This window comes from Schleiferilactobacillus harbinensis, assembly GCF_008694105.1.
Lineage (GTDB): Bacteria > Bacillota > Bacilli > Lactobacillales > Lactobacillaceae > Schleiferilactobacillus > Schleiferilactobacillus harbinensis.
In genome coordinates, this window is record NZ_CP041364.1 from 1,974,668 (window position 1) to 1,990,215 (window position 15,548).

Annotated in this window: 13 protein-coding genes; 5 read left to right on the plus strand and 8 right to left on the minus strand. The window is 51.1% G+C overall.

Translation table 11 applies throughout. From position 1 onward, the window contains the following. Positions 1–37 precede the first annotated feature (37 nt). Complete coding sequence (locus FMM01_RS09840) at positions 38–805, minus strand: DeoR/GlpR family DNA-binding transcription regulator (protein WP_223849920.1); 768 nt, start codon at positions 803–805, stop codon at positions 38–40. 230 nt (positions 806–1,035) lie between these two features. Here FMM01_RS09840 and FMM01_RS09845 point away from each other — a divergent pair, with 230 nt between their 5' ends. Then, positions 1,036–1,821, plus strand: coding sequence for a class II aldolase/adducin family protein (locus FMM01_RS09845; protein WP_027829470.1), 786 nt, complete (start codon positions 1,036–1,038; stop codon positions 1,819–1,821). 39 nt (positions 1,822–1,860) lie between these two features. Here FMM01_RS09845 and FMM01_RS09850 read toward each other — a convergent pair whose 3' ends face one another. Beyond that, entirely contained in the window at positions 1,861–2,709 is an 849-nt protein-coding gene (locus FMM01_RS09850) for an AraC family transcriptional regulator (protein WP_150392397.1), read from the minus strand. Positions 2,710–2,840: 131 nt separating this feature from the next. Here FMM01_RS09850 and FMM01_RS09855 point away from each other — a divergent pair, with 131 nt between their 5' ends. Together FMM01_RS09855 and bglX are read left to right on the plus strand one after the other, a co-directional pair. Next, entirely contained in the window at positions 2,841–4,106 is a 1,266-nt protein-coding gene (locus FMM01_RS09855) for a PTS sugar transporter subunit IIC (RefSeq protein ID WP_150392398.1), read from the plus strand. Between the two features lie 12 nt (positions 4,107–4,118). Continuing rightward, positions 4,119–6,353 (plus strand): beta-glucosidase BglX, encoded by a 2,235-nt coding sequence (gene bglX, locus FMM01_RS09860; RefSeq protein WP_150392399.1) that lies wholly within the window; start codon positions 4,119–4,121, stop codon positions 6,351–6,353. A 124-nt stretch (positions 6,354–6,477) separates the two neighbouring features. Here the strand turns inward: bglX and FMM01_RS16805 are convergent, their stop codons facing one another. The 5 genes from FMM01_RS16805 to FMM01_RS09885 all read right to left on the minus strand — a co-directional run bounded on the left by FMM01_RS16805 (position 6,478) and on the right by FMM01_RS09885 (position 10,818). Next, positions 6,478–6,741, minus strand: a complete 264-nt coding sequence (locus FMM01_RS16805; RefSeq protein ID WP_150392400.1) for an alpha/beta hydrolase — start codon at positions 6,739–6,741, stop codon at positions 6,478–6,480. Continuing rightward, positions 6,629–7,252, minus strand: coding sequence for an alpha/beta hydrolase (locus tag FMM01_RS09870; RefSeq protein ID WP_190973335.1), 624 nt, complete (start codon positions 7,250–7,252; stop codon positions 6,629–6,631). Before FMM01_RS09870 ends, FMM01_RS16805 begins: the two co-directional genes overlap by 113 nt. A gap of 396 nt (positions 7,253–7,648) precedes the next feature. Further along, positions 7,649–9,019 carry an IS4 family transposase gene (locus FMM01_RS09875; protein WP_150391763.1) on the minus strand — a complete coding sequence of 457 codons (1,371 nt, stop codon included), beginning with the start codon at positions 9,017–9,019 and terminating at the stop codon, positions 7,649–7,651. Between the two features lie 128 nt (positions 9,020–9,147). Further along, entirely contained in the window at positions 9,148–9,945 is a 798-nt protein-coding gene (locus FMM01_RS09880; RefSeq protein ID WP_190973336.1) for a Cof-type HAD-IIB family hydrolase, read from the minus strand. A gap of 45 nt (positions 9,946–9,990) precedes the next feature. Further along, a complete protein-coding gene (locus FMM01_RS09885; RefSeq protein ID WP_146995021.1) occupies positions 9,991–10,818 on the minus strand; it encodes a helix-turn-helix transcriptional regulator in 828 nt (275 codons plus the stop codon). A 146-nt stretch (positions 10,819–10,964) separates the two neighbouring features. On the opposite strand from FMM01_RS09885, the gene FMM01_RS09890 reads away from it, so the two are divergent. Together FMM01_RS09890 and FMM01_RS09895 are read left to right on the plus strand one after the other, a co-directional pair. After that, positions 10,965–12,467 (plus strand): PTS transporter subunit EIIC, encoded by a 1,503-nt coding sequence (locus FMM01_RS09890; protein WP_150392403.1) that lies wholly within the window; start codon positions 10,965–10,967, stop codon positions 12,465–12,467. Positions 12,468–12,492: 25 nt separating this feature from the next. Continuing rightward, the gene (locus tag FMM01_RS09895; RefSeq protein WP_146995023.1) at positions 12,493–13,998 is read left to right on the plus strand and encodes a glycoside hydrolase family 32 protein; all 1,506 of its coding nucleotides are present in this window, start codon (positions 12,493–12,495) and stop codon (positions 13,996–13,998) included. Between the two features lie 76 nt (positions 13,999–14,074). On the opposite strand, the gene FMM01_RS09900 is transcribed toward FMM01_RS09895, so the two are convergent. Continuing rightward, positions 14,075–15,544, minus strand: coding sequence for a PTS transporter subunit EIIC (locus FMM01_RS09900; RefSeq protein ID WP_027828866.1), 1,470 nt, complete (start codon positions 15,542–15,544; stop codon positions 14,075–14,077). Between the last annotated feature and the right edge of the window lie 4 nt (positions 15,545–15,548).

The window sequence follows — 15,548 nt, forward strand, 5'->3', positions numbered from 1 at the left end:
CTTCGGCCTACTGACCACCATCAATCGTCAACAATCGTCAATTGCCGTAAAGCAATTCCACCTCATTGGCCTCCAAGTTCGCCACGAAGTCTGCCCCCGGCTTTTCATCAGTAATCACTGCCTCCAGCGTTTCTGTGCGGGCCAAGCGGTAATAACTGCGGGCGCCAAACTTGGAATGATCTGCCAGCAGCACGGTTTTCTCAGCATGGGCCATCATCTTTTTTTTCAAGATAGCCTGCGATTCACTGGACATATAGATATGGGTGGGTGTGATTCCGGTGCAAGAAAGAAAGGCGAGATCTGCCGTGAAGTTATCCACATAGTCCACACTTGTTTCCCCCAGCAGCGACCCAGAACCGCTCTTCAACCGCCCGCCGGTCACATACGTCTTCACCGCGGGCATATTATCCAAGGCCACTGCCAGCCGCAAGCCATTGGTAATCACGATGGCACTATGCAGGACGCTCAAATATGGTGCTAAGAAAGACGCTGTACTGCTGGAATCAATAAAGATGGCCTGATTATCTGTCAAAAATGTACTGGCAATTTCGGCGATTTTCTTCTTCTCGGCCTCGTGTTCCTGTTCGCGAAACATATAGGAAAGTTCCACGTTATCGGCCCGAGCGAGTTCGACAACGCCATAACCGCGATTGATCTTGCCGGTGCGTTCCAATTCCACCAAATCCCGGCGCAAACTCGAATCGCTTACAAACAACTGCTTCTGCAAATCCGCCACTGAAACGACCTTTTTTTTCTCCAAAATTTCTAGGATTTTGGATATTCGTTCGCTTTTATACAAGTTCATCACCTCACCATGATTATACCGTCTCCGTAATAATTCCCACAGTCTATGCTTGTGAAATGATTTTAAGTGAGCTTTTTTGACGATTGCTGACGGATTCAGTCAGTTTCTCTGCACGTTATCCAACCTGCTGAGCTGACTCCCGCAAGCTGTCTGTAAGCGCTTATAATTAAGCCAAAAGCGCAATTGGATGGCACCAACTATCGCATCCAACAGAACTGGAGGAAAACACAATGGAAATGATGTTTCAAAAGGAACGTGAAGACCTGGCCCGGACTGTCCGCCTGCTGTTCGATCGGAAAGATACTAATATTGCCGGGGGCAACCTCTCCGTTAAAGTGTTCGACCAAAGCGAGCATCCCTATATCCTAATTACCCCCACCTTCATGGCCGAGACCTTCTACGGTGACCTGCATGCTGCCCAGATCCTGGTCGTCGATGCGGTCAGTAAAGAAAAAGTCGACGGTGTCGGCGTGGTCACTCGGGAAATCAACCTGCACGAAGGGGCCTACGAGACTCACCCTGGTATTCGCACAGTGATCCACTCCCATGCCCCAGAATCGCTATTCTGGGCCACCAGCGGTCTGGAAATGCCTAATGTTACCGAATCTACTCGGGAACTCGGCCGCATTCGGACTCTGCCCTATGCCCCGGCCACTTCCATTGAACTGGCCAAAATCGTCAAAGACGCCCTGAGCAAGATTGGTGATAAAGCAGTCGAAAACGTCTTTCTGCTCAACAGCCACGGCGTCGTAATCACCGCATCCGAGCTGCACATCGGCGCCCGTATCCTGGAGACACTGGAGTGGAACGCGCGCATTGCTTATCAGCAAACTCTCTTTATCAAATTAGGACTGCTGAAGACCTATCAATCCTGCGGCCAGGATGCTGATTTACCGGTTGAGGTCTTTCCAATTGCCCTGCCGGATATTCCGGTGAAGAGCAAGGATATGCCGTTCCCAGAGGGCATGACTCGGCCGGAGAGTGAAATGACGGCGGCACCAAAGATTCCGGAATAAGCCAACACACTATGCTAATAGGCATCCCCCACCGGATGCCTATTTTTGATACAAATACCGCGTCCGATATGCGCCTGGGGTCATACCGTAATACTTCACGAATATGTTGTAAAAGTTACGGTAACTGCCAAATCCTGCCACTTTAGCAATGTCAGAAAAGGAATGAGTGGAGTGAATCAGTTCACCGAAAGCACTGTCCAATCGAATCACTGACAAAAACTCGTGGAACCCCATGCCAAAGAATGCCTTAAACAACCGCGAGAAATGGCCATCAGAATAGCCGCTGAATTGAGCGGCGGCATGCAGCGTGATTGGTTCTCGAAAATGCTGATTAATGTAGTTAGCAATTTTGTTGGCCAGCTGTAATGATTCCTCCACTGTACCTTGTTGTTGATTCGCCGTCGTGTCATTTGCGACAAGATAACCAATCAAGGCAATGACCCGCGCCCGTAACGTAATTCGGTCAGCGAGCGTGTTTTCTTGATGCATCACCAACTGAGTAATCGTCTCTAGCTGATCAGTCAACGGCTGAGTCTTCAAGGCCGGCTGCGCCACGGTATTGAGTGAAAAAATAAATTCTGTTGTGTATTGACCTTCTGTGACTGCCATGAGCAACGGCAGGGACAGCTGAATAACCAAGATATGATTCGCTGTCGGGCTCTGCGTAGAATGCACCACATTGGAATTGATAACAATCACGTCACCGGCGTGCAATTGGTGAAAAGTATCCCGTTCCCACACGTTTAATTTCCCAGAGATACAGAAAAGCAGCTCCATACTCTGATGCCAATGTGCCGGAATGTACCGATCCAAATTTTTTGCAGCAAATACAAACGCCTTAAACGGCAACCGCTGATCTGAATGCACTCGTTCGTGGTGGATTGCCATCGCAATTCCTCCAATGTCATTTTTTTACATATTCTCCGTCATTATTACGCATTGCACATGAAAGCGCAACCGTTTTATACTTTGGGTAAAAGGCGAAGTCGCAATCATATTATGCATGGAGGTATATTGCAATGAAAAATAAAATGCAAGATTTCTTTGACCGGCTCACCCCGGTCCTCGATAAAGTCGGCAATAACAAATATTTACAGGCCGTGATGAGCGCCATGATGGGTACCCTAGGCTTAATCATCCTGGGATCGTTCTCTGTCCTCGGTAGTGTCTACGCAGGTCGGGCACATTTGACCCAACTGGCAACTTTACTGGGCAATGTCAGTACTGTCACTATCAGCTGTTTGGCCCTGTTCATTGTTTTCCTCGTCGCCAGAGCTTTAGTTCCCTTCTTCATCAAAGGCGACGACGGGGTTGCTGCTGGGATCATTGCCCTTGTTAATTTCTTCATCTTAACGCCACTGGGCAGTATTAAGAATGGCAAATCTCTCACGGCTGCGCTGCCTACTACGTGGCTTTCCGCCCAAGGGGTCTTCTCTGCTCTAATCATTGGTTTGCTGAGTGCCCGTGCCTACGTCTATATCAAACAACACGGCTGGACGATCAAGATGCCTGCGGGTGTCCCGCCAATGGTCACCAACGCATTCGCCAACTTGATTCCCACTATTGTGCTCGGTCTGGTAGCAATGCTCATCAGTTTTCTCTTTATGCTCACGAGTTGGGGCAGTTTCCATCAGATGATTTACTCAATCATTCAAGTGCCGTTGCGCGGCATTGGCGGTTCGATTTGGGCAATGATCGTGGTCAGCTTAATCATGCAAATTTTGTGGTTCTTCGGTATCCACGGCACAAACGTCGTCTTCCCTTTGGTAACGCCCATTTGGCTAGCCATGGATATGGAAAATCTAGCGGCCATTAAAGCCGGTCACGCTGCTCCGAATATCATCGGTTTGGCCTTCTTCAACGTGGTGACTTGGGGCGGCCTGGCATTGGGGCTGGTCCTGCTCATGTTAATTGCCAAGAGCAAGCGGTATCGGGAACTGGGGCGCTTAGCGATCGTGCCAGCCCTGTTTGGCATCACTGAACCGGTCATTTTTGGTACACCACTGGTATTAAACTTTGAACTGGCTATTCCGTTCATCACCAATAACACGATTGCGCTCATCATCGCCTATGTAGCGACTAATATCGGTTTGGTGGGCCGTTTCAGCGGCGCCCAAACAATTTTCGGCCTGCCTCTAGGATTCCATGCCACCGTTGGCGGCCATGTCTCCATTATCATCTTACAACTAGTTATTCAACTCATTCTGTCTCCGCTGCTTTGGTACCCTTGGTTCAAACACGCTGACAATAAAGCCCTGGCTGAAGAACAAGCGGCTGCCAAATAAAGGAGATCAATAATGGAACAAGCAAAACTGCACGATCTACTGCAATCACTCACGCTGCAAGAAAAAATTGGTCAGCTGATTCAACTCTCCGGCGAATTTTTCGATGCCACTGATATCTCCCTTGGACCGCAACGCAAACTGGGCATTACCCAAGAAGCAGTGGACCTAGCCGGTTCTGTACTCAATGTGGCTGGTGCTAAAGAAGTCAAACGAATTCAAGACATCCACTTACGCCAAGACGGTCATCCAATTCCACTGCTGTTTATGGCTGACGTTATTTACGGCTATAAGACCGTTTATCCCATTCCGCTGGGTATTGGCGCCACCTGGGATCCGGCACTGGTGGAACGGGCCTACACGAATACTGCTGACGAGGCTCGCGCCAGTGGCTTGCAAGTCAGCTTTGCGCCGATGGTGGATTTGGTCCGAGATCCCCGTTGGGGCCGCGTCCTGGAATCTACCGGAGAGGATCCCTATCTCAACAGCCGCTTTGCGGCCGCCATGGTCAAAGGATTCCAGAAGAACTTGGCTGCGGGCAGCGGTTTAGTCTCTTGCGTGAAACACTTTGCCGCCTATGGCGCCGCGGAGGCTGGCCGGGAATACAATCCTGCTGATCTATCAACGCCCACCCTCTTCCAGGACTATCTGCCGTCCTACAAGGCGGCGATCGATGCCGGCGTCAAAATGGTAATGACGTCACTCACAACCTTGAACGGCGTACCGGCGACTGCCGATAAATGGCTGCTGCAGGATATTCTGCGCAAGCGTTGGGGGTTTGATGGCGTCATCATTAGCGATTATGCTTCAGTTTACGAGCTGATCAAGCACGGTTTCGCCCAGGATAGCACCGATGCGGCCGCCAAAGCCTTGACAGCAGGGGTCGACATTGACATGAAATCCCCTTGTTACGCCAACGGCCTGCAGCCACTGGTAGAAAACGGTCATTTAAGCGAAGCAAAAATTGACGATGCCGTTTGGCGCGTATTGACCCTCAAGAATGAACTCGGGTTATTCGAACATCCTTATGGCGGGGCCACGGAAGAGCGGGAACATGCCCAAACCCTGACTCCCGAAAAGCGGTCATTAGCCCGCGATCTCAGTCGCAAAGCGCTCGTACTATTGAAGAACAACGAAAATCTGCTCCCACTCAATCCCCATGGCAATCAGCGCGTTGCCTTAATCGGTCCCTACGCTGACGAGCAGGAGCTGCTTGGCCTGTGGGCGGTTCACGGCGAGCGCAAGGATACCGTCACCATCAAAGCCGGCTTCTTAGAGTATCTTCCGGCCCAGCAGCTGCAAACAGCTAAAGGAACCGACATTATTCGCGATCGATCGATGCTTGAAAAGATGGGGGTCTCTGCCGAGCAAATTGGACACATCATCTCCGGCTCTAATACTGAACAAAGCAACCACGATCAAGCTTTAGCAATCGCCAAAAATGCTGACATCATTGTCTTTGCAGCGGGGGAGCACACGTTGCAAAGCGGCGAAGCAGGTTCCCGCACCCGGTTGCGTTTACCGGACAACCAGCGGCAGCTATTAGCTGAATTACGAAAGCTGAATAAGCCTATTGTACTGATCGTCATCAGCGGCCGGCCATTGGTCTTAACTGATGTGCAAGACCAGGCTGATGCCATCCTGCAAGCTTGGTTCCCTGGCACCGAAGGCGGCCACGCCATTGCAGATGTCATCTTTGGCCGTTACAATCCCACCGGTCGGTTATCCATGACCTTCCCCTACGATGAGGGCCAACTACCCCTGTATTACAATCACCTGAGTACCGGGCGGCCAGAAAATCATTCGCAGCATAGCGGTCGTTTTGTATCCCGCTATATCGACAACCCAAATAAACCGCTCTATCCATTTGGCTATGGCTTGTCCTATGGCAGCGTCCAATACGGTGAACTAAAGCTGGATTCAGACACTCTTGCTGCTTCTGGTCGAGACGAACTCACAGCTGCCATCTCAGTAACGAATACAGGTACGGTGCCCCGTGAAGAAACCGTCCAGTTTTACATCCACGACCAAGTGGCCAGTATCGTGCAGCCCGTTAAACGGCTCATTGGTTTTCAAAAGGTGCCGGTCCAGCCGGGTGAAACCAAAACCGCTGCACTGACTATCACTCCTGATATGCTATCTTTCGCCAATCGGGACGGTGAATTCATTACTGAGCCAGGAATGTTTGACCTATTTGCCGGGCCAAATTCTCACGATGTACACCAGACCAGTTTTTCCCTGACTGAATAACTCACAAAACAGCAAAGCGGCCCTCATCTCTTTCGGATGAGGGCCGCTTTGACTATTCTGTATTCTACACAACAATACCAGCATCAGGGAAAGTAAGCTGCAGCCACTGTGCGCTCAACCCCAACTAAGGCGTCACCGTTGGCTCCACGGTGTGCCCTTGCTGTCCTTCCGTCAGGCTGTTAGCCAACGACAACCCATGTTCTCCCTGGGGGAATACATGAAGCGCAAATGGGACGTGGGCCGCCGCCAACGCTTCAGCAAACACCAAACTATTCTTAACTGGCACCGTCTCGTCCGTTGCCGTCGCCCAAAGAAATGTCGGCGGGGTCGCCGCCGTCACTTGCTGCGGCAGCTCTGCGGCCTCTTTCAGCAACGGCAATTGGGCCATTTCCGGATTCTGCAGGCCGGCTTTTACTGGTGACCGTCGCTTTCAGAGAAACGACGGCATAACCCAACAGCAGCGCATTCGGCCGAATATCCGCCGCTTGATACCCCTGATCCGCTAAGAAAGGTGCTGCGGCCAATGTACTGAGTGCCGCGGCCAAATGTCCCCCAGCAGAAAATCCCAGCATCGCCACTTGATCTGGCGCCAAATACCAGTCCGCAGCATGGGCCCTAATCTGATGTACCGCTTCAGCGGCTTCCAATAACGGCGCCGGCCACATTGCCGGCAGCACCGAGTAGCGCAGCACAAAGGCCTGAAATCCCCGACTGGCGTATGCTAACGCGACCGGTTCAGCCTCCCGATCAGACACCATTGTATAGCCGCCGCCAGGCGCAATCAGGATTACTGGCCGCTGCGTTTTCCCAGGAATCTCCTCACTGGGAGTCTGAATATACCCGGTTAACGTGGCCGAGGTGCTCATTGCGGTAGACAAATTCAATGTGATAATTTCCATGCGGCACATCCTTTCTGCAAAGACAAAAAAGTTATTTTGCATCCAAAACGAACATATCGTGGCCCACATACCGGTCCAGCGTGAAGAGGACGCTGGATTTTAAACTCTCGTCTTTTCCAGGATACATGCAACGAGCCGCTAGCAGAAGAGTTTAACATCGCCATGGCGAACCGTCAGCAGAATGCGGGAATAATCGCCCAGGAACATGCAGAATTCATCACACATTTCCATCACCCAGAATACTGCTTGATCTGGCTAAATCAAAAAAAGCCATCTCTTTCAAGATGGCTACCGTCGTTATTACAAATAAAAATACTTTTTCTGAAACTTGAAAGCCCGAAAGTGCACTGATGCCTTGGTAATTGTGAGATGGCGGCGGGAATGATCTTGTTTTTGTCAGATTCCCAATAGGTTGACAAGATTCTTCGGAAGAAAACTGACAAAATGGTCAACGATGTTATTTATTACTTCCTCTGCCGTGCCCACTAAAGTGGCTCCCAGTGTGGATAGTGCCTTCAGAAGCCATGCCAGTGCTTGCGTTACTGCAATGTCTGGCATGACTTCATTCATCTCGTAAAACAGATCGCCAAGTGTGCGTTCATCCTCGTTTAACCGCTGTTGCCACGCCAACAGGTCATACGTCATCATCACGACGGCCAAATGACCGCAAAGACCGTCATAGCTTTGAACCTGGGACTTGTCCAAACGTAGATACTGCTTGGCTACTTTGAAATAGCCTTCAATCTGCCACCGACGACCGTACATCTGGATAATTTCTTCAGGACGCAAATTAGTTTGGGTCGTAGCTAATACCAGATAACTACTGGCATTCTTCCGGTTAGTCACAAATACCAGCTTCAGTGGGTACGCTACTTGCGTCCCATCATCCAAGTTCACATAAGCTGTGACGATGGGGCTGTACTGATAATTGGTGTGCGTTTGCCGGCGTGAAGCGCAGAACCGTTCGTAGAGATCCTTGACGGAGTAAAGTCGGCCACGATAGCGGTAGTAGATCTTCTTCGTGCGCTTGATCATCCCGATACCGGCTAACCCCATTGTTTTCAAGGTATAGAACATCCGCGGTGAACTGAACCAACTGTCGAAAAGTACGTAGTGAGCCGGAATATGATTTGCCAGAGCCTGCGTTAGCAGTTCTACCGAGACGTCATTCATTTTGCCTTGGGCTTGAACACGGCGTTGACCAGCAATTGACCGGCCACTGGTAGTTTTAGCTGGGCTCCCCAGTCGCTGGGCAGCACTCTTAGAGGACATCAGCGCATAATCCACTGGTAACAGGGTGTTACCATCGCTCCAAGCCAAAGTGAGTGCCCGGAATCCGCGTTGATAGACATGATCGTCGTGGTTAAACACACGGGCAAGCAGTTCTGTCTTGGTGGAATAATCCCGTGCAAAAAGGGTATCATCCAGAATAAACGCGAATCGTCGGCGGGCATCAATGTATGGTCGTAGATGTTTAATAATCGCGGCCCCAACCAGACAAGTCAGTCGTTGCCAATTGATACGGCCATCGTTCAGATCATTACGGACCGTCCGAATCGTACAATCCGGATCGGGCATCGCTCGGTAAAGGGAACGGCCCAAAAACTTGGTTTGGATCAGCCATGCCAGCACCTTGGTCAGTGAAATTGATGAGCGTCTTCTAAAATTCGCCTTTTTTGTCAGCTTGCTCAAGCCCACGAGTGACGAAAAACGAAGAATGATGTTCTTAAGTCCCAATTCAGTCCGTGTATGTTCTATAATATTCATGGCGCGTCTCTCCTCTGTATCAGATTTTTGGTCGAATCAAGTATACAACGCAGGAGAGTCTGCGCTTATTTTTGTGCCAAAAAAGCCAGGAACCACGCATGTTTAACGTGATTTCCAGCTTTCAAGTTTCAGTACTTTTTCAAAAAGTTGGCCACACCATTTTCTTCATTGGTGTCTGTCACCCGATCGGCAATCGACTTGATTGCCGGAATCGCATTGCCCACGGCAATACTCAACCCCGCAAACAGCATCATTTCCCGATCGTTTTCTTCATCGCCAAAGACCATCAGGTTTTCAACCCCATACCCGAGATGCTTAAGCAGGTGTTCCAACCCCACGCGCTTATTAATACCGGCAGGCATCAGTTCCAGCAGCTCGCGGCGTGACCGGGTAACACTGACGCCATCGACGTGAACGCCGTTCTGCAACTGATCGACCACCGTCGGCTGCGCGGCGACCGCACATTTATAAACCGGCGCATGATCCGCCGGTAACTCATTGCTGGGATAAAACATGAACGGCATACCATGGGGCGCCACCAGCGGATACCGCGACTCGCCGTGATCCGTGATGGCATAGACGGCGTTGGCGGAGACCAGATCGATCGGCACTTGGAACTGATCCCCAACACGAATCACATCCTGGACGACCGGTTCCGGCATAGTCTGGCTGAAAATCGTCTCGCCAGTGGCATTTTCTTTGACTAAGCCGCCATTGAAGTAAACTGAGTAATCACCAGGCTGAGTCAAACCAAGTTGCGCATTCAAGTGGGTCAAGCCCGGCACCGGCCGACCGGAACACAGAACGATTTTGATTCCTGATTCATGAAGCGTCTTGAGCACTTGAATCGTTGGTTCTGCCAATGTCCCGTCTTCTTTTAATAACGTGTGGTCAAGGTCAAAGGCCAGCAGTTTAAATTGTTGCATCGTCGCACCTCTTCCAAGTTTTCCATTCTTTCCCATTATACACGTCTACCGCGATTTATTGGCCCGACGATACGCTATTGGTGACTGACCGATGCGCTGTTGAAAAGCCTTCGAAAACTGGGATTCATCCCGGTAACCGCAGGAACGGGCGATCACTTTGATCGGGGTCATCGTCTGCGCCAGCATTTCTTGAGCGGCGTGCATTCGGTAGTCGGTCAAATAGGCTTTGGGACTCATCCCGACATTATCTTTGAATAACCGGAATAAGTAAGTCCGGTCAATGGCTAAATAGTCGGCGACATCGGCGACACTGATGGGGGTGTCAAAATTATTCCGCATATACTGAGTCCCCTGATCCACCAACACTTGGCCGGGTGCTCGTTCCTCACTCTGATTCACTGGAAACAACCGGCGCAAATTGCCGATCAAGTCCAGCAGCTTAGCGGCATAATGCAGCGGATCGCCAGTTGGTTCTTGGGAGAATGCAATAATATCCAACAACTGGTCACGAATGGGTGCTGCCTGCCGAACGTTAAAAACCGGTGCACGGTAAGAGAGGTTGAAGGTTTCCGCCAACCGTTCCACTAATTTCCCGGTAAACCGAATCCAATAGACGACCCATGGATCATGAGAATCGGCCAACATGTTCACCGGGCGGCCCGGTTCGCAGAAAAACATGTCGCCAGGGCCAAGATGGTAATCCCTATGATTGCTGGTAAACGTCCCGTGGCCCGCCTGAATGTAGTGAATCATGTACCCGGAGCGGGCAGCCGGCCCATACTGATGTAACGGTTTGGTCGGATCGACCCCGCCGGATGACAGATACAAATATGGATTTTCCATTGGATTATTGAATGCGTAAAATTGAACCAACACACTGCCTCCTTGCACAACATTGCCCCCATTGGCTGCAACATTTTGCCATTGTCGAACCGCTTACATTATACGATACTATAAATGAATCGAGTAAGGAAGCTGCAATTATTCAATACTGTAATCACCGAAAGGAGACCATTACGATGGCTGATAAGAAACAACAATACGACGCCTTTTCAGACCGCGTCGTCGCCGCGATCGGTGGCAAAGATAATGCGATGGAAGCATTCCACTGTGCTACCCGGTTACGGATTAACCTAAAAGATGTCTCTAAGGTCAATAAAGATGCGATTACTGACCTGGACCTGGCTAAAGGCGTCAACATCAACCGCAACCAGTTGCAAATTATTATTGGCGCCGGCTTGGTGGACGATGTGACAAAAGAGTTCATTACCTATACGGGGATCCCCGACATGCAGGCACAAGCGGATGGTTCAGATACGGTTGACGCCAGCGCGGAAAAGGGCAAGAGCTGGTTCTCTAAGTTCATTGACGACTTAACTGGTGTGTTTGGCGAAATCTTACCTGGCATCTTGGCCGGCGGTATCTTGATTGGCTTAAACAATCTGCTTACCCAAAAAGTCATTGGCAGCCAATCCATTGTGCAAGCGGTGCCTGGATTAAGCGGCGTCAGTCAAATCGTCAATCTCGGAGCTTCCGGTATCTTCGCCATGCTGCCGCTGCTCGTGGTTTATTCCGCCACAAAGCGCTATGGTGGTCGGCCAATCATGGGCCTGGCCTTAGGTACGGTCATGATGACAGCCAGTTTGCCCTCGCTGAGTGACGTCAGCACCGGCGCGGCCAAAGCGGTGGTCGCTAACATCTTTGGCTGGCATGTATCACTCTTCAGTTTTGGCGGCCAAATCATCGTCGCGTTGATCATGGGCTGGATCGTGGCCAAACTGGACAATTATTTTCAAAAAATTCTGCCGGGGGTCATCAAGTTTGTACTCGCTCCCATGCTGACAATTCTTTGTTCCAGCTTTATCCTCTTCCTGGTCGTCGATCCTATTGGGATGACCTTATCAACCTGGATCACCAATGCGTTGGTCTGGATGTCGCAAGCCTTCGGCATCTTCGGGTACATGATTTTTGGCGGCGTTCAGCAGCTGATTGTCATTACTGGGCTGCACAATATGTTTGGGGCCGTTGAAGCCCAACTTATTTCCACCACGAAGACGGACTTCCTGAATCCCCTATTCAGTGTGGCGCTGATGGGTCAAGGCGGCGGCGTACTGGCCTATATGTTTCTTAATCGGCACAACCGCAAGGCCAAGGAAGTTGGCATTTCTGCCTTCTTCTCGATTCTGTTCGGCATCTCTGAACCAGCCCTTTTCGGAATCAATATCAAGAATCGGTATCCATTGATTGGCGGCTGCATCGGTGGCGCTATCGGCGGCGGCTTCGTTTATCTCACCCGCTTGACGGCCATCAGCTTCGGCACCACAGCATTACCCGGTATTGCCATCGCATCACCAGCGAACAATGGCTATCTGAATTATTTACTGGCCAACATCATCGGTCTAACGGCTGGTCTGGTAGCGACGATGATTGTCGCCCGGGTGATGGGGAAAAAACCGGCAGTGACTGATGATACGGAAAAACTGCAAACGAAGGCCGCAACCAGCGAAGCAGGGTTGAATTAAATCAGCACAAGGGGAGGTGATCAACATGCTCACAAAAATCGATCGAGAGAAAGAATTCAAGCGAATGGTACCGCATATTGCCGATGTCGATCCGCAAATCGTGCAGGCCGAAAAACGACTGGCCCAAACGAGTCCGTTTCGCCAGCACTTCCATATTGAACCGGCCTCCGGTACCCTCGGCGATCCCAATGGCTTTTCGTTCTTTGCGGGCCAATATCACCTGTTCTACCAATGGTCGCCACTGGCCTTTCACCAACCGGCACTATGGCAGCATGGCTGGTATCACCTGGCATCGCCGGATTTAGTCCACTGGCAGGATTTGGGACCGGGAATGGAAAGTGATACGTCCTACGATTGCCATGGTACGTATTCCGGCAGCGCTCTGCCCGTGGGTGACCGGCTCTTCCTGATGTATACTGGTAACACCTGGAACCGCAATTGGGTGCGGGTACCCTATCAAATTGGTGCCTGGATGAACGCAAATAACCAGGTGAAAAAGAATGCGCTACCTTATTTAACAGGCTCGCCAGCAGGCTATACGCCGCATTTCCGCGATCCTAAGTTGTGGCACCATGATCATCACTACTATGCCCTTTTAGGCGCCCAGCGGGAGAACCTGACAGGTACTGCTTTACTCTATCAGTCGACCGATTTAACTGCTTGGCGGCTGTTAGGCGAAGTGCAAACTGACACCCCTGACTTCGGTTTTATGTGGGAATGCCCGGATTACTTTGAAGTTGATGGTCACGGTGTGCTCCTCTTCTGTCCCCAAGGATTGAGCGCGGATGGCAATTTCTTCAACAATGTCTATCAAAATGGCTGTTTCGTTGGCGAGCCGTTGAATTACGCCACCCGCGGCTTCCATCATGGGGCCTTTCAAGAATTGGATGCGGGTTTTGATTTCTATGCGACTCAAACGATGCAAGCCCCAGATGGCCGGCGAATTCTCAGCGGCTGGATGGGCATTTCAGAAATCCACTATCCAACTGAACAGTATCACTATTCAGGTTGCTTAGTTATTCCTAGGGAATTATCCGTGCATCATAATCAGCTGGTGCAACAGCCAATTCGGGAACTGACCAGCCTGCGTCGTGAGCGGCAAACCGTGAACCAGATTGGACCCGGTACAGTGGCTTTACCCTACGCCGGTCAAGTCAGTCAAGAATTCGATTTGACGGTCAGCTTAGCCGCAACTCAGACAGTTACTTTAGATTTCCGAGCGGATGTGCTAAATCAGCACCATACCCGCTTAACCCTTGATCGTGGTCGGCAACTGTGTACTTTGGATCGCAGCCAGGCAGGCCTCTCCTTTGCAGAACAGTGGGGCACGGTCCGGCACCGGCGTACGCCATTGGGGGAACGCGTCCGAGTACACGTCTTCGTCGATACATCCTCTATTGAAATTTTCATTGGTGACGGCGCAACAGTCTTCACCAGTCGAATTTTTCCGGCCGCTAACCAAACTCAAACATTCGTAACCAGTTCTGATGGGCAGGCACAGGTCATTGGCAGCATCTGGAACTTGGCTTAACTTGGTAATACGGCAATAAGGCAGCCATCCCGCAAATTGGATGGCTGCCTTATTGCCGTATTACTGTTAAATTTAATTACTTCTCTGGATAGATTTCATCGATCCGGCTTTCATCAACGCCAAAGAACCAGGTCACGATAAAGCCGCCCAGATACGCCACGGCCATCGCCAATAAATAGCTCAATTGCTGACCCGGTTGCATAATCAACAGACCAAACAGACCAGAGACACCCTGGGAAACAGCGCCTAAATGGAACAGGGAGGCGACAACCCCGCCAAAGCCGGCGCCGATACAGGCTGTGATGAACGACCGGCCCAAAGGCAGCGTCACCGCGTACATCAGAGGCTCGCCGATGCCCAGAATAGCAACGGGAATCGAGCTCATGACCATCTTTCGGAACCGGGCATTCTTACTCTTGAAGTACAGGGCAAAGCCAGCCCCAACTTGCCCGCCGCCAGCCATCATCAGGATCGGCAGCAGATAATTGATCCCATGGGTTGGTCCGGTGGGGTCGTTGAGTAGGACGTGGATGGGCGTCAAGGCTTGGTGCAAGCCGACAGAAACCAGGCCCAGGAACGTGGATGATAGGATGAACCCGCCAAACACGCTCAACTTGCCATAAACGAAGTCCATGACCAAGTAGATGGCATTGGTCAACCAGCCGCCCACCGGCTGCAGGAAAACAACGGCAATCAAAGAACCGATGATCACCGTGAGCAGCGGCGTGAAGAAGGTGTCTAAGACAGTGGGCATCCACCGGCGAATGTTTTTTTCCAACCAGGCAAAGAAGATACCCATGAATAGCGCGGTGAGCAAACCGCCGACCCCAACCACATAGGGTGAATTCGTTAGCGGCATGGAAATGGCCTGGGACCCCAGCGGGAAGCCAGGGACAACAACCCCGAGACACAAGGTGCCGCCCAAGCCACCCAAGATTGGACTGCCATGGAACTCCCGGGCCGCGTTCATCCCGACAAAGATCGGCAGGAACGTGAACAGGCCCCAGCCTAAGGTCTTGATCGTCATGTACCACCAGTCATTCACAAATGCCGAACCGGTCTGATAATCAATGACGTTGGTCAACCCGTTAATCAAGCCAGCCGCGATAATCCCTGGCAGTAATGGAATGAAGACGTTGGCGATGTGCTGCAGGCCACGTTGCAACGGCTTGTCGTGCTTTGCCTTGTTTTCTGACTTATTGACCTTGGCGATATCCTTAACATCGGTCGCTTCAGAGGCTTTGGTATCCTGGGCGACGGTGGCGTCGTCCTCTTCTTCGGACCCCAGCGGTACGGCTGAGAGCAGCGCGAACGGTTCCGCCACTTGGTTGACCTTACCTGGGCCCAGAACCACTTGCAGCGTATCGGCGTCAACGACGGCCAGCACACCATCAATGGACTTCAAGGCATTGATGTTGACCTTGCCTTTGTCTTTGATCCCCAAGCGTAAACGGGTCATACAGGCGACGTTCGATTGAATATTATCCTTGCCGCCGACGTTGGCCAGAATTTCTTTGGCAGTCTCTTCATTTTTTGCATTCTTCATGATC